Annotated in this window: 16 protein-coding genes; 3 read left to right on the top strand and 13 right to left on the bottom strand. The window is 63.9% G+C overall.

Going from position 1 to position 19,100, the window contains the following annotated elements:
• Positions 1 to 44: 44 nt before the first annotated feature.
• Positions 45 to 617 carry a nitroreductase family protein gene (locus tag EII26_RS04590; protein WP_124887976.1) on the bottom strand — a complete coding sequence of 191 codons (573 nt, stop codon included), beginning with the start codon at positions 615 to 617 and terminating at the stop codon, positions 45 to 47.
• Positions 618 to 1,421: 804 nt separating this feature from the next.
• Here EII26_RS04590 and EII26_RS04585 point away from each other — a divergent pair.
• Positions 1,422 to 2,507, top strand: coding sequence for a pyridoxal phosphate-dependent aminotransferase (locus EII26_RS04585; protein WP_158612157.1), 1,086 nt, complete (start codon positions 1,422 to 1,424; stop codon positions 2,505 to 2,507).
• 74 nt (positions 2,508 to 2,581) lie between these two features.
• Here the strand turns inward: EII26_RS04585 and EII26_RS04580 are convergent, their stop codons facing one another.
• Complete coding sequence (locus tag EII26_RS04580) at positions 2,582 to 3,718, bottom strand: YkvI family membrane protein (RefSeq protein WP_124887974.1); 1,137 nt, start codon at positions 3,716 to 3,718, stop codon at positions 2,582 to 2,584.
• A gap of 372 nt (positions 3,719 to 4,090) precedes the next feature.
• Here EII26_RS04580 and EII26_RS04575 point away from each other — a divergent pair, with 372 nt between their 5' ends.
• On the top strand, positions 4,091 to 5,761 hold the full coding sequence (locus tag EII26_RS04575) for a M28 family peptidase (protein ID WP_158612156.1): 1,671 nt from the start codon (positions 4,091 to 4,093) through the stop codon (positions 5,759 to 5,761).
• A 9-nt stretch (positions 5,762 to 5,770) separates the two neighbouring features.
• Here EII26_RS04575 and EII26_RS04570 read toward each other — a convergent pair whose 3' ends face one another.
• The 7 genes from EII26_RS04570 to EII26_RS04540 all read right to left on the bottom strand — a co-directional run bounded on the left by EII26_RS04570 (position 5,771) and on the right by EII26_RS04540 (position 12,439).
• Entirely contained in the window at positions 5,771 to 6,766 is a 996-nt protein-coding gene (locus tag EII26_RS04570; RefSeq protein WP_124887972.1) for an ABC transporter ATP-binding protein, read from the bottom strand.
• A gap of 6 nt (positions 6,767 to 6,772) precedes the next feature.
• Positions 6,773 to 7,777, bottom strand: a complete 1,005-nt coding sequence (locus EII26_RS04565) for an ABC transporter ATP-binding protein (protein ID WP_124887971.1) — start codon at positions 7,775 to 7,777, stop codon at positions 6,773 to 6,775.
• 12 nt (positions 7,778 to 7,789) lie between these two features.
• The gene (locus tag EII26_RS04560; protein WP_124887970.1) at positions 7,790 to 8,644 is read right to left on the bottom strand and encodes an ABC transporter permease; all 855 of its coding nucleotides are present in this window, start codon (positions 8,642 to 8,644) and stop codon (positions 7,790 to 7,792) included.
• 4 nt (positions 8,645 to 8,648) lie between these two features.
• Positions 8,649 to 9,590: an ABC transporter permease gene (locus EII26_RS04555; protein ID WP_124887969.1), complete on the bottom strand. Its 942-nt coding sequence runs from the start codon at positions 9,588 to 9,590 to the stop codon at positions 8,649 to 8,651.
• 148 nt (positions 9,591 to 9,738) lie between these two features.
• Complete coding sequence (locus tag EII26_RS04550) at positions 9,739 to 11,277, bottom strand: ABC transporter substrate-binding protein (RefSeq protein ID WP_124887968.1); 1,539 nt, start codon at positions 11,275 to 11,277, stop codon at positions 9,739 to 9,741.
• 114 nt (positions 11,278 to 11,391) lie between these two features.
• A complete protein-coding gene (locus EII26_RS04545) occupies positions 11,392 to 11,670 on the bottom strand; it encodes an acylphosphatase (protein WP_124887967.1) in 279 nt (92 codons plus the stop codon).
• Positions 11,671 to 11,677: 7 nt separating this feature from the next.
• Positions 11,678 to 12,439 carry a uracil-DNA glycosylase family protein gene (locus EII26_RS04540; RefSeq protein ID WP_124887966.1) on the bottom strand — a complete coding sequence of 254 codons (762 nt, stop codon included), beginning with the start codon at positions 12,437 to 12,439 and terminating at the stop codon, positions 11,678 to 11,680.
• Positions 12,440 to 12,726: 287 nt separating this feature from the next.
• Here EII26_RS04540 and EII26_RS04535 point away from each other — a divergent pair, with 287 nt between their 5' ends.
• Positions 12,727 to 14,058, top strand: coding sequence for a uracil-xanthine permease family protein (locus EII26_RS04535; protein ID WP_124888007.1), 1,332 nt, complete (start codon positions 12,727 to 12,729; stop codon positions 14,056 to 14,058).
• Between the two features lie 84 nt (positions 14,059 to 14,142).
• Here the strand turns inward: EII26_RS04535 and tpx are convergent, their stop codons facing one another.
• The 4 genes from tpx to EII26_RS04515 all read right to left on the bottom strand — a co-directional run bounded on the left by tpx (position 14,143) and on the right by EII26_RS04515 (position 19,035).
• On the bottom strand, positions 14,143 to 14,655 hold the full coding sequence (gene tpx / locus EII26_RS04530) for a thiol peroxidase (protein WP_124887965.1): 513 nt from the start codon (positions 14,653 to 14,655) through the stop codon (positions 14,143 to 14,145).
• A gap of 53 nt (positions 14,656 to 14,708) precedes the next feature.
• Positions 14,709 to 14,969, bottom strand: coding sequence for a hypothetical protein (locus tag EII26_RS04525; protein WP_124887964.1), 261 nt, complete (start codon positions 14,967 to 14,969; stop codon positions 14,709 to 14,711).
• A gap of 336 nt (positions 14,970 to 15,305) precedes the next feature.
• Complete coding sequence (locus EII26_RS04520) at positions 15,306 to 16,667, bottom strand: FAD binding domain-containing protein (protein WP_124887963.1); 1,362 nt, start codon at positions 16,665 to 16,667, stop codon at positions 15,306 to 15,308.
• Between the two features lie 58 nt (positions 16,668 to 16,725).
• On the bottom strand, positions 16,726 to 19,035 hold the full coding sequence (locus EII26_RS04515) for a xanthine dehydrogenase family protein molybdopterin-binding subunit (RefSeq protein WP_233572609.1): 2,310 nt from the start codon (positions 19,033 to 19,035) through the stop codon (positions 16,726 to 16,728).
• Positions 19,036 to 19,100: the final 65 nt, after the last annotated feature.

The raw sequence follows: 19,100 nt of genomic DNA, 5'->3' as shown, positions 1-19,100 counted from the left end.
CCCTCGACTCGTTTCAGAGAAAATGCCTCAAACGAAAAAATCGTTTAGCGGCAGGTTTTCACACGCAGTTCGATATTCTCTTTTTCCTTGGGGTCGGGTTGGGCTACAATGCCCCCAAAGGGCATCTGTGCCAGCAGGACCCAGGATTCCGGAAGGCCGAGCAGCTCTTTGACCTTCTTGTCGATAACGGGATTGTAGTGCTGAAGGTTCGCTCCGATGTTCCGTTCCCGGAGGGCCGCCCATACGGAGAGCTGCAGCATGCCGTTAGCCTGGTTCGCCCATACCGGGAAGTTGTCGGCGTAAGAAGAAAATTGTTTCTGCATGGCCTTGACGATCTCTTGATCGTAGAAGTATAAAACGGTCCCTGCGGCGGCTTTGAAGCCATTGATCTTCTCCCTTGCGACCTTGCCGTCGAAGGCATCGTAGATCGTATCCCACAATTTGTCCTGCATACCACCCAGGACAACAGCGACGCGGGCACTCTTCATGTTGAAGGCATCCGGGACAAGTTCGGTCACCTGCTTGACCAACGCTTCGACTTCCGCTTCAGGGATTGGAAGCTCCTTATTGAGTGCATAAATGGTTCTTCGGTTCTCCAATGCTTTTATAATGCTCATAAATTTATCCCTCCTGAGATAATACTTTTACGGGCTGTCCCAATAGAGATAGCCACCTCTACATTAAGCACCTTGAATTTTTTCAGCCGTTTATAAAATCATGCCATTAAAAAGTGTACATGAAGATGAGTCGGTATTCAAGTGGTGCTATACTAAAAAGTAGATAAAATAGTTGCGCAACGATCCCGTCGTCTCCATGTCGATTGTGGGCGGTCTGTACGGCGTAGTTCCCTTCATGCTCCGCAGATGGTGGTTTTGGGCCTGGCGACTTGAGCTTAGCGCTGTTTTCCAAACAGTCCCTGTCAGGTGCTCTTTTTGCCTGTGGTCTGGAGCCGGTTTCACTTCCTTCGGGTACATTGAGAGCCTTGTTTGTTCTGGCTTCCGATCGCTCGGGATCATGGAGATCGAGGTTCGGCCTCGCGCTGAAATGATGGAAAATTTCAGCCTTTAAGCCCATCCGGGATTGAAGAGGGCAAAGCCCGTGGAAGAGGCTGGCGGTGGGTTTCGGAGAAGTGCGGACGGTCGCGGGACGAGGCGGGCATCCCGACCGTCGGTTTCGGCCCCTCCCTGGAGAACCTCGCTCATGTCGTCGACGAGTATGTCGGGATGGAGCCTTTGCCGACGGTGCGCAGAGGCTTTTACGGCATCGCGCGGGAGCTGACGCGCCAGGGAGAGCGACTGGAACGCTGAGGAAAATTTTTGCAAACCGGGGAGGGGATCGGCCGATGCGGCCCGTCGACGGACGTTGCCCAAGACCCCTCCCTGTTGCCATCGAGGTGAAGGTGCATGTGGAAGGGAAGGCTTTTGAATCGTTTTTTATCGGCGCAGCAACAGGGATACGCTTCCGTGGGGCCGGCGCCCTACCCCGACGGAGTCGAAATCATCGATTGCGCGCTGGGTACGAATCCGCTGGGAATGGCGGGCTCTCTGCGTTCGCTGCTCGAGGGCTTCGGCGGACTGGCCCTGGACGCCTATCCCGAGCCGGAGCCCGGATCGCTGAAGGAAGGCATCGTAGCATCCCATCCCGGCTGGCGTGTCGAGGCCGGGAATATCCTTTTGGGGGGCGGATCCATGGGGGTGCTCACCGTTCTGGCCCAGCTGCTGACCGGCCCCGGAGATCGCTTCCTGGGGTTTTCGCCCCAATTTACGGAAGGAGCGCTTCAATTTGTCTTCAGGGGGGCGGAATACCTGCGTCTTCCCATGAAGACGCCGCACTGCGCGATATCGCCCGATGCGCTCTTGTCGGAGATGGAACGGCAGCGTCCCGCCCTGCTCTATCTCGATCGTCCCAACAATCCCACGGGGCAGCTCCTGCCTCTCGAAGCCCTGCGCTCCGTCGCCGGGAGGGCTTTGGAGCTCGGCTGCTGGGTGATCTCGGACGAGGCGTACGGCGATTTCATCCCGGACGAGGAATCCGCGGCCTGTCTCGACCTTCCGAACCTCGTCACCTGCAGGTCCTTCTCGAAGGGGATGGGGTTGGCGGGGCTTCGCGTGGGGTTCGCAGTGGCCCGGGACGCCGGGCTCGTCAAGGCGTTCGGAACGCTCCAGCCGCCTTTCGTGATCACCACGCCGGCGGCTTTGATGGCCCGGGAGGTTCTGCGCGACGCCGCCTTCATCGAGAAATCCAGGCAGTACGTCCGGGAGGCGAAGGAGAGGATCGTCGGGTGCATCGGGAAGAAGAGGGGCTGGGCCCTCGCTGAAACGGACTTGCGGGTGCCGATCATGCTCCTGTCCCTGGAGGAGGGGGACCTCTTCCGTCTGCTGGGAGGAGCGGGCATCGCCTGCGAACCCGGCGTCGGCTTCTTCGACCTGGACGAACGGGCCGCCCGACTTCGAGTGCCCGCTCCCGGCCAGTTGGAGGCGTTCCTGCAACGGTTGGCTTCCCTTTGAGGCTTTTGAGGAGAAAACGGCCCCTCCGAATCCGGAAGGGCCGTTCTCAGACGAAGGCTGTTTGCGAATAGGGGTCAGTTCGCGCCCTTTTTGGCGAGCTTGTAGAGACCCAGCGTGAACAGCCCCACGCCCTGCAGGATGAAGAAGGCCCAGCTGATCGTGCCGTATCCTTTTGCGATCAGGCCGATCAGACCGTAGTTCGAGATGGCCATCCCGACGAGTGCGAGCAGCACGCCTACGGCGGCCCGGGACGTCCGGTTCATGCCGATGCCCCTCCTGGCGATCAGGGTCGCGTTGATGCGCTCGTTGATCGTGTGGAAGAAGCCCACTCCCGTCTCGATCATGGTCCCGAAGAGCACGACGATCCAGAGGGGCAGGAGGAACCGGGTCCCCAATCGGGCGATGATCTCGTTCGAGGGGATCTCCACGGAGAGCACGTCGGGATAGATCCCGATCATGGCGATGTACAGGAACAGCGCGGGGATCATGCTGATGAAGGCCGCCATGATGCCCGCCAAGATTGCCTCCCGCCGGCTCTCGAGGTAATTGAGCGCGAACAGGACGGTCGAGGTCACGGCCATGTTGTAGAAGGCGTACTGAAAGCCTCCCAGAGCCCACCCCGGCTTTACGAGGCCCTCCGTGAAGTTGGCGGCGATCGTTTTCTCGAAGCGGGACAAAGCCAGGACCAGGACTACGACGTAGACGATGTAGAGGATGTAGGACCACCAGGAGAGGGCGACCTCGATGGCCTTGCTGCCGTTGAAGGTCAGGTAGGCCACGGACAAGAGGAAAATGCCCGACCCGATGAGGGAGGGGACCCCCAGGGAGTCCTTCAGAATGCTTCCCGAGGCCGCGCCCACAACGCCCATGATGAGGAAGAGCAGGACGACGAAGGCGATCTCGTAGGCGATCCACCCCGGCCCCAGCAAGGCCTTGAAGAAGGTCTTGTAGTCGTAGGCCCTGAAGGCGCGGGCGAATTCGTAGGTCAGGGCGAAGAATGCGGCCCAGATGAGGAAGGTCAGGCCCATGCCCATGAGTCCTCCCTTGGGACCGTACTGGACGAAGTATTCCACCAGCTCGCGTCCCGTGCCGTATCCGCCGGCTATGAGTACGGATTGGGATATGAAGCCGGGCAAGAGGTATTTCTTGTACCAGTCGTAGTTCATGAAGAATGTCAGGAAGCTGCCCTTTTGGTTCTGTTGCGTACTCATCACCGATTCCTCCCGGGTATCGAAGTATGAAGGGCCTCTGGCGCAGGGATGAGGCCCTTCGAGTTGCGCACAATATTATGACCGGAGCGTCGCCTTGTCAATGCTCGCTCAGGGTTTTTCCTTGTCCGATTCATGGGCCGGAGATCGTGTTGGATACTGGTTTTATGTCGTTCATGTGACGCGGGCCGGTTTTGCGCTACAATTTGGACGGAAAAACAATCTTGCTCCCGAGTCCGAAGGGGCCGGAAGCACTTGGAAAATTCGGGCCCGTTGGGGAAGGGGCGGGGCCTTTTGCTGGTGCAGGGGGGGATTCCCTTCCGGCGGGGCGTGGGAAGAAATATTGTTGCCGAGGACAATCCTGGAGGGACGACGATGTTGAACGGCGCGGAGCGGGAGTTTTTGGCCGGATTGGATGCCGGGGCGGTCGAGAGGGACCTCGAGGAGATCTCGCGGTACGAGCGGCCCTCGGGGAGCCCGGGGGAGGCGGAGGCGCACGCGTATGTTGCCGGGCGCCTGGAGGCGCATGGTGTGGATACGGTGCGCACGGCCTTCCCGGCGTGGACGTTCGCCTTCGGAGAGGCACGGATGCGCTTCTGGGCCGGGGGGCGGGAGGATTCCCTTCCGGCGAAGATCTGGGGGTATTCGCCCGATGCCTGGGAGGAGCCCGTTCGCGGACGTGCGGTCTTCGTCTCCCCGGACCGTTTTCCCCCGGACTCCATCGCCTGGTTTGCCGACCGCACGAGTCCGAGCGGACGGGACCTCGAGGGGCGGATCGTCCTCAGCACCACCCGCTCCGCCGTCGCGATCCGCGACGCCTGTGCGCGCGGGGCCCTGGCCTATGTCTTCTGCTGGCCCTACGGCGACGAGACGGTCATCCACGAGAGCGCCGTCTGCGCCGGGTGGGGGGCGGCCCTGCCCGAGGACGTCGAGCTGTATCCGAGGATCCCCGTGTTTGCGGTCGATCGGCCGACCGGGGAACGGCTGATCGCACTCGCCGAGGGGGGCAGTCTGGACATCGAGCTCCGCGGCCGCTCCCGATCCGAGGTCAAGGCCCTTCCCCTGCTGGAGGCGTTCCTCCCCGGGGATTCCCCCTACTTCATCCTCCTGGGGGCCCACATGGACGCCAAACACCACGGGGCGACGGACAACGGCACCGGCTGTGCGCTGATGCTGGCCCTCGCCCTGCGTTTCGCGCGCCTGAAGAAGCGGCCGTTCGGCCTGCGCTTCTGTTGGTGGTCGGGGCACGAGTTCTCCAAGTATGCGGGCTCCTCCAACTACGCGCTCGAGCGGTTCGACGAGCTGAACGAGCACTGCCTGTGCTACGTCAATGCGGACGTTCCCGGGTCGAAGGGGGCCGACGATTTTTCGCAGGTCGCCGCGACGCCGGACTTCATGGCGCTGGCACGGCGCGCGGTCCGCGACGTCACCGGCCAGGACGGGGAGCATGTCGGGCCGGTGAACTCCTACGACCAATCCTTCTACAACATCGGCGTGTCGTCGTGCTTCATCTGGTCCTCCCAGCTCGTCCCCGGCTCCCCCCACGGCAGCGGTGCGGGGGCCATGCCGTGGTGGTGGCATACGGAGGAGGACACCTTCGGCAAGCACGACATGGAGGTCCTGATGCAGGATTGCCGGCTTTACGCCTTGGGCACCCTGCGCATTCTGGAGCCGGGCTGGCTTCCCGACGACGGGGCCTTGTGGGATCGTCTGATCGGCGAACTCGAGAAGCTGGACGGCCGGGGAATCACGCTGCGCCCCGTACTGGACGTCTTCAGACGCAATCGCGGCCGGCTGGCCGGCAAGGGCGGCCTGAAGGAGCGTCTGCGCGCTATCCGCAGGCTGAACCAGGCCCTTTATTGCCAGCGTGCGCCCTATTTTCAGGACTTTCGGATGGGGGACGGGTACGTGCCCGGCCTCTCCCTGCCCCTGGCGGCTCTGGCCGGGGGCGGGCTCACCGACAAGGCACGATTCGTCCTCGACCGCTATGCCGTGGCGCAGCGGAATCGGCTGATGGTCCTGGCAAAAGAGCTGGAGAGCCTTTAAGCGGGGTGTCTAGCTGAGAAGCGGGTAATGGCAGGCGACGAAGCGCCCCCTTTCGATCTCGTTCAGGCTGGGGGATCGTTCGGCGCAGTCCTTTCGGGCATGCGTGCATCGGGGATGGAAGCGGCAGCCGGGCGGCAGGTGGATGGGGCTGGGCAGCTCCCCCGAGATCGCCGTCTCCACGCTTCGGACCCTGGGGTCGAGCGGCGGTTCGGCCCTCAGGAGAATATCGGTGTAGGGATGCGCCGGGCGCTCGAACAGCGCCTCGGTCTCCGCCAACTCGACGATCCTGCCGAGGTACATCACCGCGACGCGATGCGAGATGTGCCTCACGACGCGGAGGTCGTGCGATATGAACAGGAGGGTGAGGTTCAGCCGCTCCTGGAGCTCCTCCAGAAGATTGATGATCTGCGCCTGGATCGAGACGTCGAGGGCCGACACGGGCTCGTCCGCGATGATGAAGCGGGGGGACGGGGCCAGGGCCCGCGCGATGCCGATGCGCTGACGTTGGCCGCCGGAAAATTCCCCGGGCAGCCGGTCCGCGGCCTCCATGCCCATGCCGACCAGCGCGAGAAGCTGCCGAAGACGCTCGGGCATCTCCGCACGGGGGCAGACCTTGTGGAACGTCAGTGCCTCCATGAGCGTATCGCGTACGGACATGCGCGGGTTGAGCGAGGAATAGGGGTCCTGAAAGATCATCTGGAGGTCCCTGCGCACCCCGCGCAGCTCGCGGGCGCCCATCCTGGAGATCTCCCTGCCCTCGAACAGCACCGAGCCCTCGTCCGGATCGTGGAGCCGGACGAGGGTCCGGGCCAGGGTGCTCTTGCCGCATCCCGATTCCCCCACCAGGCCAAGGTTCTCGCCTTCATGGATGTCGAGGTCGACGCCGTCCACGGCCTTCAGGACCTCCCGTGGCCTTCCCGACAGAAGGTCCGTCAGGGGCTGTTTCAGGGGAAAGTGCTTCTTCAGGCCCCGTATCCGGACCAGCACCTTTTCCGCTTCGCTCATGTCCGGTCACGCTCCTCTCGGCGACGGGGCGAGCCCGTTCCCGTCGGACAGTTTCTCGTGAAGGCGGCAGCGCGTGTGGTGCCCTGCTGCGATCTCGGTCAGGGGAGGCAGCCCGGCCCTGCAGGGCTCCTCGGCCATCTCGCAGCGCGGCGCGAAGGGACAGCCGGGCGGCAGGTCGGCCAGGTTGGGAGGCGTTCCCGCTATGGGTTGGAGCTTTTGGCGGGTGCCCTTTCCCCGAGGCAGGGAGCGGAGCAGCCCCCGGGTATAGGGATGGCGGGAGCGGAAGAAAAGGGTTAGGGTGTCGCAGAGCTCCATGACGTGTCCCGCGTACATGACGGCGACGCGGTCGCACATCTGCGAGACCACGCCCAGATCGTGCGTGACCAGGATGACGCTCATGCTCATGCGTTCCTTCAGCCCTCCGATGAGCTTCATGATCTGGTCCTGTATGGTGACGTCGAGCGCCGTCGTGGGCTCGTCGGCGAGCAGGAGACGGGGGCTCGAGGCCAGGGCGATGGCGATCATGGCCCTCTGCCTCATGCCGCCCGAGAATTGGTGGATGTACTCGTCGAGCCGCCTTTCCGGCGAGGGGATGCCGACCAGGCGCAGGAGCTCCAGGGCGCGGTCCCGCTTCTGCGCCCTGCTCATCCGCGGGTCCAGGGACTCGAAGATCTGGGTGCGGATCGGCAGCACGGGGTTCAGTGCCGTCATGGGCTCCTGAAAGATCATTCCGATCTCCCGTCCCCGGATGCGCCTCATCTCCTCCGCGGGGAGCTTCAGCAGGTCCCTGCCCTCGTAGAGGACCTCGCCCCCGACGATGCGCCCCGGAGGGTTGATCAGGCGCGTGATGCTGCGGCATGCGGCACTCTTGCCGCAGCCGGATTCCCCGAGCAGCCCGAAGGTCTCCCCGCGACGGACGGAGAAGCTGACGCCGTCCACGGCCTTGACGGTGCTCTCCCGGGTGACGAAGTGCGTTTTCAAATCCCTGAGCTCCAGCAGAACGTCGGACATCGGTCTCGCCTCCTAGCGCCCCTTGGTGCGCAGCAGGTCGGAAAGACCGTCGCCGATAAGGCTGAAGCCGGTCCCCGCGACCGCCAGGCACAGGCCGGGCAGGGCGGTCAGCCACCACGCTTTTGCGATGAAGGGCCTGCCGCCGGAGATCAGGGCCCCCCACTCCGGGGTGGGGGGCTGGATTCCCAGCCCCAGAAAGCTCATGGCGGCCCCTGCGAGCATGCACATCACGACGTCCGAGGCGCCGTAGACGATGCAGGAGCCGATGACGTTCGGCAGGACGTGCCGCAGAAGGATGCGGGCATCGGAATAGCCGAGGACGCGTGCGGCCTGAACGAACTCGGCGTTTCGGATCACCATCACCTCGCTGCGGATAAGGCGCGCGTAGGTCCTCCACCCCACGAGCCACATGGCGATGTAAAGATTGGCCGTACCCGGGCCGATCACGGCGACGATGACGATGACGACCAGGGTGAAGGGGAAGGCCAGAAAGATGTCCAGGATCCGCATCAGCAGGGCGTCGACCCAGCCTCCGTAGTAGCCTGCAAGAAGCCCGATGAGGGAGCCCGCAACGAACGGGACGATCATGGCGACGAGCCCCAGCTGGAGGTCGATCCGTGCTCCCCAGACGACCCGTGAGAACAGGTCGCGCCCGAAGTTGTCCGTGCCGAACCAATGCTCGGCCGATGGGGGCAGCAGTATGGCGTCCGCGCTCTGGGCGTTGGGGTCGTGAGTGGCGATGCTTGCGGGGAAGAGCGCCATCACGACCATCAGAGCGACGATCGCCATCCCCACGATCAACGAGGGACTCCCTGAAAGGGCCCTGAGCCTCCTGTATCCTCCCGAAAGCGGATGAGTGTGTTCCATGGCCCTACTCCAGGGTGACCCGCGGATCGAGGATCGAGTAGAGGATGTCGGTCAGCAGGTTGACCAGCAGGACCATGACGGCTATGACGAAGACGCCCCCCTGGACCACGGCGTAGTCCCGGCCGAATATGGCCTGGATCATCAGGGACCCGAGCCCCGGCAGGTTGAACACCGTCTCCGTGATGGCGCTGCCGCCGAGCATATGGGCGAGCTGCATCGAGAGCAGGGTGGCCGTCGATATCATGGAGTTGCGCAGAATGTGGCGCGCGCGGACGACGTTTTCGCGAAGCCCCTTGCTGCGGGCGAAGTCCACGTAGTCGCTGCGCGAGATGTCCACGACGTTGTTGCGCAGGTTCCGGACCAGGAGTGCGGTCGTCGAAAGGGACAGGGTGAACGAGGGCAGGATCAGCCCCCTGAGATGCTGCATGGGGGTGCGCCCCCAGCCTCCTACGGGCAGCCAGCCCAGCTTGAGGGCGAAGAGCATCATGAGCAGCAGGGCGACCCAGAAGACGGGGACGGACAGGGCGACGAGCGCTCCGGTGCGGATCAGGTGGTCTGCGAGGCCGTCCTTTCTGGACCCCGCAAGGTAGCCCAGCGGAAGGCTCAGGAAAAGGGCGATGACGCCCGAGAGCAACGTGAGGCTCAGGGTCAGGGCCAGCCTCTTTCGCAGGAGCTCGGCGACGGGAACGCCGAAGAGCACGGAATTGCCGAGGTCCATCCGGAGCAATTGCCCCAGGAAAATTCCGTATTGAACGTGGAGGGGACGATCCAGGCCCAGTTTGGCCCGGAGCGCCTCCACCTGGGCATAGGTCGCCCGTTCGCCCAGAAGCGTTCGGGCGGGGTCGCCGGGAAGCATGTGGATCAGCAGAAAGACCACGACCGTCACCACGAGGAGGACGGGGATCATCTGCAGAACGCGCTTCAGAATGTAGTTGAATTGCTTCAAGACGGCACACTTCCCTTACGCATATTCTGCGGATCCGATACGGTGGCGGCGGAAATTCAGCCTCGAAACGAGCGGGCCCCGGCGCCTGGAGAAGGGAGCGGGGACGCAGGGGCCCGTATGGCGTTGGTCAGTCCTTCACGACGGGAGGCTACTCGTCCTTATAGGCGTCCATGAAGACGTAGCGGGACAGGCCCGAGAACCTGAAGTTGTGGACGCTGTCCTTTCGGGCGACCGGGTAGACGTTCTGGTAGAGGGGGTAGAGGGGGCACTCGTCGAAGAGGATCTGCTGGATCTCCTCGTACATGGCCCGGCGCTTGTCCTCGTTCAGCTCCTTCTCCGCCGCATGGGCCAGCTCCGTGACCCGTGCGTTCCTCCAGCCCGTATGAAAGCCGTGGCTCGCGTCGTAATCGGCGATAAAACTGGTGAGCCCCACGGGGTCCGCGGTGTCCGTGGACCAGCGCAGCATCGTGACCTGGTGCTTCAGGTTCTGGAACGCGGCGCTGACCGTCGGGCCCTCCAGCGGGACGAGCTGAAGATCGACGCCGATCTTGGCCCACTGCTCCTTGAGCACCGTCGCGATGTTCTCCAGGACGGTGTTTCCGGAGCTGTAGATCATCTCCAGCTTGAAGCCCTTCTCCTGTCCGGCCTCCTTCAGCAGGGCCCTGGCCTTTTCGACGTCGTAGCCGGGGTCCTTCAGTTTCTTGTCGTAGAAGGCGTCGACGCGCGGAAAGACTCCGAACACCGGAGAGCCGTGGCCGAAGAGCACCATTTTGATGATGGCCTGCTTGTCGGTGGCGAGACGCAGGGCGTTGCGGACCCTGACGTCGTCCAGCGGGGGAAACGTCACGTTGAAGTTGACGAATCGCTGCTCCGTGGAGGGGGCCGCATCCACCGCCAGCCCGGGGTAGGAGGCGAGCTCGTCGATGCGGTTGTGGGGGAGGTCCCTGACCACATCCACCTCTCCGGCCTGAAGCTGCATGATGCGCGTATTGTCGTCCGGGACGACGATGAAGCGGAACTCGCTGGCTATGGGCTTGCCCTCGATGTGGTAATGGGGGTTCTTCTTCAGAACGTAGCGCTGGTTCAGCTCCCACTCGGCGAAGTAGTAGGGGCCGGTGCCCATGGGGCTGTCCCGGAAAGCCTCCGCACCGACCTTGTCGAAGTGCTTTTTGGACTGCACGGCGAGGGCGGGATTCGTCAGGTTGGAGAGGAAGGGCGCGTAGGGCTCGGACAGGGAGATGACCAGCGTCTCCTCGTCGGGAGCGGAGACCTCTTTGACGGCTCGCGCCAGGTGGGTCCAGGGGCTTTCGGGCCCCGCATCGCGAAGGCGCAGGATCGACCAGATCCAGTCCTCGGTCGTGACGGGGGTGCCGTCGTGGAACTTGACGCCCTTTTTCAGCTTGAAGGTGTAGGTCATGCCGTCGTCGCTGATCTTCCAGCTCTCGGCGAGGCTCGGGACGATCCGGATGCCTCCCTGGCCGTCCTCCTCGGTGGTCACGAGGGATTCGAGGGCGAAGAAAAGAAGGGTGACGATCTGGCCGTCCTCGGTGATGACGTCGAGGTGGGGGGCCGTCGTGATGCAGGCGACGGTGATCGGAGCGTCGGAGGCGGCCTTCGCGGGGGCGGAGAGCCCCAGCACGAGAACGGCGAAGAGGGACATCAGCGCGCAGAACGACAGTTTCTTCACGGTACGATCTCCTCCTTGATCCAATAGCGATGCGAGAGTTCATGGTATTCACTGACCATTCATGATACTCTGCAATCGTCTTAGAGTAAAGATGTCATCGTTCCCCAATCGGGTCTACCGTACCCTGAAGCCGTCCTCGTCCTCCTCCACCCGTTCGTCGTGGAACACGGCCTGGCGGACCCGTGCCGTCACGGGACCCCGGCGGAGCCAGTCCTCCATCTCGGCGACGAGGCCCGGAGGGCCCTGGAAGACCATCTCCACCCGTCCGTCCGGAAGGTTTCCGACCCAGCCCGTGAGGCCCAGGTGCTCCGCCCGGTCGGCGGCGAACCACCGAAAGCCCACCCCCTGAACGCGGCCGCTCACCAGAGCGCGCCTCCGAACCAGCTCCATCATGCCGGACTCACCAAACGCCCGCGTCGACCAGCTGACGCGTCGCCGTTCCGGGCCAGTCCCTGTTGCTCAGAGGCGAGGCGGGGCTGGGGTGCAGGATCCTGACAAGCTCGACCTTCTCGTCTGCCAGGGCCTCCCGGGCACGGGCGGATGCGAAGGTGCCGATCCCCACCAGGAAGCGGGGGGCGAGCGCCTTGGTCACCGCCCGCAGATGGGCGTCGCACGCCGCGTAGAGCGCCCTCCGTTCGGCCGCCGGAAGCTTGTCGGGAGTCAGGTTGCGGGCCCCCTCGCCTCCCTTCCTGCGCGGCGAGGCCGCGATGAAGAGCAGAGGGCAGTAGTTGACGACGAGATGTTCGGCGAAGAAGGCCTCCGCGGTTCCGAACCGCTCCCTGAAAAGCCCCCAGAGCCGTTGACCGCTGACCTCGGAGCGTCTGCAGGACAGCCCCTCCACCGGATACCGCGGGTGCTCGTCCGCGGGACGCCCCGTGGTGGCGTCGATGCGCATCCAGTCGCGCACCGCCGCCACCTCCCCGAAGGGGACGCCCGTCTGGGCCATGCCCCAGGGGCCGGGGTTCATCCCCAGGAAGAGGACGCGCTTGGGGTTTGCCCCGTAGCGCTCCACGTAGGCGGCAAAGGCGTTCCACGCATAGTCCAGAGGGTCGTAGACGCGTACGACCGGCGCCGCGAAGCGCAGGGAGTCCACCGCATCCCTCAATTTTTCCGCAGCGTCCAGCTGGGCGCGGACGCGGGCGTTCGCATTCCGATCGAGCAAGAGATCACCCCACAGATAACTTCAGGAGGCCCCTCAAGGCCCCGCGCCGCTCAAGTTGACAAAGGCGGCCGGCATCGTTTAGGATTACAAGGGCAGGAGGAAGGGGGCCTTCCTCCTGTTTTGGTGTCCATTGTACAACGCGGCGCGCTTTTCGGGAGCGCGTGTCCCCGTGACGGGGCGTTGCGAGGTTCCTTCTTCAATTCAGTAATTCAGTTTGGCAGGGGAGGTTCAGGTTTGTGGCTAGACAATTGATTTATGGGGTGAACGACAAGCCTCCGTTCTTCATCATGCTGCTCTCCGGGGCGCAGCACGTGCTGACGCTGTTCGGCGCGACGACGCTGGTGCCGCTGATCTTCGGGCCGGCCATGGGGATGGACGCGCTTCAGATTGCGGCGTTCATCTCCTGCGTCTACTTCGGCATGGGGGTGGCGACCCTCATTCAGACGCACCCCAGGCTTGGGTCGGGACTGCCCATCGTGCAGGGATCGAGCTTCAGCTTCATTCCCTCCGTGATGACCGTCATCGGCGCCTACAAGGCGATGGGGCCGGACGTCGTGATGCAGTACATCGGCGGAGGACTGATCCTGGGCGGCATCATTCTGGCGGTCATCGGCTACAGCGGCATCGTCGGGGTCATCCGCAAGATCATCACCCCGGTGGTGATCGGGCCCGTGATCATGGCCATCGGCTTCTCCCTCGCGCCCGTCGCCATCCAGGGCAACGCCGCGAACTACTGGCCCGCCTCCCTCATGGTCGTGGTCCTGATCTTCCTGTTCAGCCTGGTCAGCAAAAACAGGTACGTCAACATCTTCGCGATCCTCTCGGCCATCGTCATCACCTATCTGACCTGTCTGGGGCTCTCCCGGTCGGGTTTCTTCCCCGCGGGACACCCCGCCCACATCGACCTGAGCAAGGTCGCCGAGGCGCCGTGGCTGCGCTACAGGGTGATTCTGCCCTGGGGTGCGCCGAAGTTCAGCCTGCTCGCCTTCGGCGCCATGGTCGCGGGGTTCTTTGCCGTGATGATCGAGTCCATCGGGGACTACCATTCGGTCTCCTACGCGTCCGGGGTTGACGATCCCGACGAGGCGACCATCAGCCGGGGCGTCGGGGCCGAGGGGATCGGCTGTGCGCTCTCCGGCCTCTTCGGGTCCGTCGGTACGACCTCCTACACCGAGAATGTCGGGCTGATCGGGCTGACCGGCGTGGCGTCGCGCTGGGTGGTGCGGACCGGTGCGGTCCTCCTGATCCTCATGAGCTTCGTCGGAAAGCTCGGTGCTCTCATCGCCACCATGCCCTCGCCGATCATCGGCGGGGCCTACATCGCCCTGTTCGGGACCATCGGCGCCCTCGGCATCCAGGTGCTGATGCGGGCGGATATGGGCAGTCAGAGGAACGTCCTGATCGTGGGGTTTGCCTTTCTTATGGCCTTGGGCCTTCCCGGGTGGGTCGAGAAGAACCAGGAGCTCTTCATGAGCGCGAGCTACCCCGCGCTGGCCCAGACCCTCGGCGGGATGCTGTGGGCCATTCTGAAGACCCCCATGGCGGTGGCGGGCATCTGCGCGGCGTTCTGGGATTCCCTCGTTCCGGGCACGGACGAGGAACGGGGCATCCGCCGCTGAGGCGAAAGGCGCTTTGTGAAGACGCGACGAGCCGCCCCCGGGGCTTCCGGGGCGGCTCGTCGCATGTCGTATGTCCGGTATGCCCTAAATCAGCTCTTTCAGCGCCTTGAGAGCCGCTTCGTAGTCCGGCTCGTTCGTCTGCTCGGGGACGATCTGGACGTAGCGGACGACATCGTCCTTGTCGATGATGAAGATAGAACGGGCCAGAAGGCGAAGCTCCTTGATGAGCACGCCGTAGGCCGATCCGAACGAGGCGTCCCGATGGTCGGAGAGGGCCAGAGCCCTCTCGATTCCCGCCGTTGCGCAGAAGCGTTTGATCGCGAAGGGCAGGTCCATGCTGATGTTCATGACCACGACGTCGGCCGGCTGACTGGCGGCGTCCTCGTTGAACCAATGGAGCTGAAGGTCGCAGACCGGGGTGTCCAGGGAGGGCGTTACCGAGAGGACCTTGACCTTTCCTCCGAAATCCTTGAGCGACTTGGGCGCAAGCGAGGCATCCAGCACCGTGAAGTCGGGCGCACGGTCGCCGGCTTTCAGAGCCGGTCCCAGCAAGGTCAGGGCGTTGCCCTTCATTTTTATGATATCCGTTCGTTCCATGTCGTTACCCCCTCCTCGTGGTGGAAGCGTCCGGAGACGATTCCGTCTCTATCCTATTCGCCACAGCAACTGCCGCTGCAGCCGGAGCATCCGCCGCCGCAGCCCCCGCTTTTCCAGGCATTGACCACGGGGACGAAGACGTCCAGGATCTCCGGGATCTGGTCCGCCCCCTTATCGGTGCCCTTCAGATCCAGCATCTCCATGATCTCCTCCGGCGTCTCCGCACCGTCCATGATCCCCTGAACCACGTCCCGCAGGGTCGTGCCCTTTTCCTCGCAGACGAGCGTCGACGCAGAAGCCTTTACCCAATCCATCCAATGAAACCTCCTTTAAGCATAAGCAGGCGACCGACTCTCTGCGGCCTGTGGCCGCAGATGCCGTGTCGATCGCTTACATCCGTAGCGCAGCGAGCTGAGTTGGTCGCTTAGTTGCTTCACCAAAGTTGCCGCGAGGTCGATGTAAGCAGGCAAACCATCAAACAGTATCCCTCGTCCGGTCTGACCTTAAAATTTAATTATGAGTGTGATTGTACACTATAAGGCAACCGCTGCAAAGGGGATTTTACCGTGGGTTTTGCGGAAGCGACAACCGGACGGTTCCGAGAGCGTCTGCAAAGCAGGGATGTGAAACGCGCCGACCGCGTCGCAGGGTCAGAGGCGGACGATCTCCTCGAAGAAGCGGCGCACCAGGTTCCCCGTGATCTTCTTTCGGTAGGCGGTCTGCTTTCGAGGACTGATCTCCTCGGCCGCCAGGGCGCTTGCCCTCTCCACGAAATCGGCGTCGAGCGTCCTGCCGATCAGGGCCTCCTCGGTTTTCTTGAGGCGCCTCGGGGTCGGGGACATGCTCCCTGCGGCAAAGCGCAGGAGCCTGACGCGATCCCGATCCAGCTCCAGATAGGCGGCCAGCGAGGCGCGGGAGAGCGTGAGCGCCTTGCGCGAGCCCCTCTTGAAGAAGACCTGGCGGGAATCCGGGGCGGGAATGGGAACCAGAATTTCCTGGACCATCTGATTGGGCTTGAGGGCCGTCTGGCGGTACTTGACGACGAAGTCCTCCGTCCTCATGCGCTCCGTGCCGTTTCTTTCGGCCAGAAGCACGGAGGCGTCGAAGGCCAGCAGCACGACCGGCAGGTCGCCCGCTCCGCTGGCGGTGCAGAGATTGCCGGCTATGGTGGCCCGGTTCTGGATCGCCGGCCCGCCGCAGCGTCGGGCGCAGTGAGCCAGGGCGGGAAGCAGCTCGGCGATCAGCGGATCGTTTTCCAGTTCGTCGTTGGTCACACTGGCTCCGATGTGGATGAATCCGTCGTCCCCTTTGTAGATCCTGTGAAGTTCCGGAATGTTGAAGACGTCGATCACGCAATCGACCGCCGTTCGGCCGCTCCTCATGTCGACCAGAATGTCGGTCCCCCCGGCGAGGATCAGCGTTCCGGGGCGCTCATCCAGGGCCCGCAGGGCCTCCTCGAGCGTCCGGGGGGCGAAACAGCGCCTGGCCTCCTCCTCCGTGAAGACGGGGCGGCTGCTCCGACAGCGGCTGACTGCGGGCCGGATCTTGCGTCCGTAGCCCTCCCGTGCCGCGCGGGCGACCGCGTTGCAGATGGTCCCGTACCCGGTGCAGCGGCAGATGTTGCCCGAAAGCTCGTGACGAATCTCGTCCTCGGTGGGCTCTGGGTTCTTCTCGAGCAGATCGTGAGCCGCCACGATCATGCCGGGCGTACAGAACCCGCAGTGAATGGCCCCCTCTTCGTTGAAGATGATCTGAAGGTCGCTGGGGTTTTCCATGGTGCCGATCCCCTCGATGGTGGTGACGGCGCTCCCTGCGGCCTGGATGGCCGGGACGAGGCATGACGTCACCAAGTGACCGTCCATGATGACGGAACAGGCGCCGCACTCCCCCTCGCCGCAACCCTCCTTGGTCCCCGTGAGCCTCAGGTCGTCGCGGATGATGTCGATCAGGCGTGTCATGGGGTCCACGTCCACCGAGCGCAGCTCCCCGTTTACGGTCAATTCTATGTGCATGGTCTATCCCCCCGAAAAATCTCGATCTGGTTCGTTTGGGTTGCGTCAGGGCCGAGAATCAGGATGCGACGGCCTTGACCTCCTGTTTCCGCTTGGCCTCCAGAAGCCCGAACAGGTATTCGCCCGTGGCCGGAGCCCGTTCGGCGAAGACATCCAGCGCGTTGTCGAGCGCGGACAGAAACGCCGGGGCGCTCCCGTTGCAGGGAAGTTCGCCCATCCCCTTGGCGCCGAACCCGCCGGCGGGGGAGGGGGCCTCGATCATGTCGATCGTCCACTTGGGCGTGTCGAGCGTCGTGGGGACGAGGTAGGAGCTCATGTGCGACGCGCTGTAGGCCCCGTCGGGGTTGACCGTCAGATCCTCGATGTGGGCCCATCCGAGGCTCTGAAGCACCCCGCCCGCGAGCTGCCCTGCGGCGAGGACGGGGTGGATGACGCGCCCCATCTCCGCTACGGCGGTCGTGTTGATGGGATTGGCCTCATAGGTGTCCATGTCCACCTCGAGCTCCACCACGGTGGCAAGCCAGGAGTATCCCTTGTAGGCGTCTCCGGAGAAACGCTGCTCGTTCCAGGGGTTGTTGGTCGCGGGGCCCTTGTAGGTCCCATCGGCGCAGAGCTCCCCCTCCCGTGAGACGAAATCCGCCGCCGCTTCGAGGATGGAAACCGATCGGCCCTTTACCGAGAAACTTCCCTCGTCAAAGACGACCTCGGAGGGGGCGCAACCGTTCTGCTGCGCCAGAAAATCGCCGATCCTGGCGACTAGGTTCCGGCAGGCGTCGTGGGTTGCGGCGCCGACGAACATGGTGGTCCGCGATGCGACGGTGGGCCCGCTGTTCGGGACCAGGTTCGTGTCCGCCGGGGGGGCGACGACGTGTTCCAGCCCCACGCCCAGGGCCTCGGCCGCCACCATGGGAAGGATCGTCGCCGACCCCTGCCCCATCTCGACGCTGCTGGCCAGAACGCGGAACCCGCCGTCGCGGAAGTCCACGCGCACGGTCGTCCCCATGTTGTCCTCGCCGCTGCCGGTGAAGCCGCCGCCGTGCATCACGATGGACAGGCCGATGCCGTGGCGGATGCGCTTGTTCAGAGCCCGTTCCGCCTCGTAGCGGGACCGCTTCTCCCGGTAGCCGGAGAGCTCGGCCGCGCGCAGCAGCACGGCCTCCGCACTGGCCCCCTCCTCGATGCGTTGGTTGAAGGGGAAGAGGTCGCCCTTGCGGATGAGGTTCTTGAGGCGCAGGTCCAGCGGGTCCATCCCGAGTTTCTGGGCGGCCCGGTCCAGGTGCCGCTCCACGGCGAAGAAGGCCTCTGGGGCCCCGAAGCCCCGGAAGGCGCCGGTGGGCGGCGTATTGGTGGCGACGGCCCGGCCGCGGATCTTTGCGTGAGGAACGGTGTAGACCCCGGCGGCATGCAGGGTGGCCCGCTGGAGCACCACGCGGGTCAGGGTCGTGTAGGCGCCGCCGTCCAGCAACAGATCGATCTCCATCGCCACGATGGTCCCGTCCTTCTTGAATCCCATCCTGTGATGGACCTTCGAGGGGTGGCGCTTGGGGGTGCTCTCGATGTCTTCCTTTCTGTCGTAGATGAGCTTGACGGGGTGTCCGGATTTGAGGGCCAGAAAACCGCACCATACGGCCATCATGGAGGGGTAGTCCTCCTTGCCCCCAAAACCGCCGCCCGTGGCGGGCTGACGGATGAGCACCCTCTCCGGGGGAATGGCCAGGGCATGGACCACGGCGTTCTGAACGTAATACGGGCACTGGAGCGACGGGATGATCTCCAGCGTGCCGTCCGGATGGGGGATGGCCGCCACCCCCTGAGTCTCCAGGTACATCTGTTCCTGAAGGCCGGTCTCGTAGGAGCCCTCGAGGATGAGGTCCGCCTCGGCGAATCCCTTTTTGATGTCGCCGCATTCGACGTGATACTCGTCCAGAATGTTGTCCTCGCCCCAGACCTTGACCTTGGCCGTGAGCCCCTCGTCCATGGTCAGGGCTGCGGGGAGCGGATCGATCCGAGGCGTCGTCGCGGCCATCGCCGCTCGCAGGGTCCGCTCGTCCGGCGCGGCGATCAGGGCCAGAGCCTCCGTGACGTAGGTCACGTGGCCGTTCGTCAGGACCGGATAATCGTCGCGCACGATATGGACGAAATTCTCGCCCGGAATATCGGCTGCGGTCAGAAACGTGACCTGAGACCAATCGAAGGAGGGGTCCCTGTCGAAGCCCCTGAGAATCCCGTGGGGCACCCGGGACCGCACGATTCCGCCGACCCAGTGTTCGGGAAGATCGTAGTCGTTTACGAAACGGATTTGTCCCGTGGCCTTCTGCATGCCGTCCAGCCTCGGCACGGAGGTACCGATGATCTTGAACTTGGACAATTGAGAACCCCCTTCTTTGCGGACGTTCCGGCGGTCCGGCTGCGCGACGGAGAACGGTCCGCTTT

It is taken from the genome of Fretibacterium sp. OH1220_COT-178 (assembly GCF_003860125.1).
In the GTDB taxonomy this organism is placed as follows: Bacteria; Synergistota; Synergistia; order Synergistales; family Aminobacteriaceae; genus CAJPSE01.
The sequence above is the reverse complement of the archived record's forward strand: the minus strand, read 5'-3'. Positions and strand labels throughout refer to the sequence as shown.

Excerpts from the sequence above, each read along its gene's own strand:
- EII26_RS04575 (WP_158612156.1), top strand. The coding sequence starts at position 4,091 with ATGTTGAACGGCGCGGAGCGGGAGTTTTTGGCCGGATTGGATGCCGGG.
- EII26_RS04560 (WP_124887970.1), bottom strand. The coding sequence starts at position 8,644 with ATGGAACACACTCATCCGCTTTCGGGAGGATACAGGAGGCTCAGGGCC.
- EII26_RS04535 (WP_124888007.1), top strand. The coding sequence starts at position 12,727 with ATGCTGCTCTCCGGGGCGCAGCACGTGCTGACGCTGTTCGGCGCGACG.
- tpx (WP_124887965.1), bottom strand. The coding sequence starts at position 14,655 with ATGGAACGAACGGATATCATAAAAATGAAGGGCAACGCCCTGACCTTG.
- EII26_RS04545 (WP_124887967.1), bottom strand. The coding sequence starts at position 11,670 with ATGATGGAGCTGGTTCGGAGGCGCGCTCTGGTGAGCGGCCGCGTTCAG.
- EII26_RS04570 (WP_124887972.1), bottom strand. The coding sequence starts at position 6,766 with ATGAGCGAAGCGGAAAAGGTGCTGGTCCGGATACGGGGCCTGAAGAAG.
- EII26_RS04580 (WP_124887974.1), bottom strand. The coding sequence starts at position 3,718 with ATGAGTACGCAACAGAACCAAAAGGGCAGCTTCCTGACATTCTTCATG.
- EII26_RS04565 (WP_124887971.1), bottom strand. The coding sequence starts at position 7,777 with ATGTCCGACGTTCTGCTGGAGCTCAGGGATTTGAAAACGCACTTCGTC.
- EII26_RS04590 (WP_124887976.1), bottom strand. The coding sequence starts at position 617 with ATGAGCATTATAAAAGCATTGGAGAACCGAAGAACCATTTATGCACTC.
- EII26_RS04520 (WP_124887963.1), bottom strand. The coding sequence starts at position 16,667 with ATGCACATAGAATTGACCGTAAACGGGGAGCTGCGCTCGGTGGACGTG.
- EII26_RS04525 (WP_124887964.1), bottom strand. The coding sequence starts at position 14,969 with ATGGATTGGGTAAAGGCTTCTGCGTCGACGCTCGTCTGCGAGGAAAAG.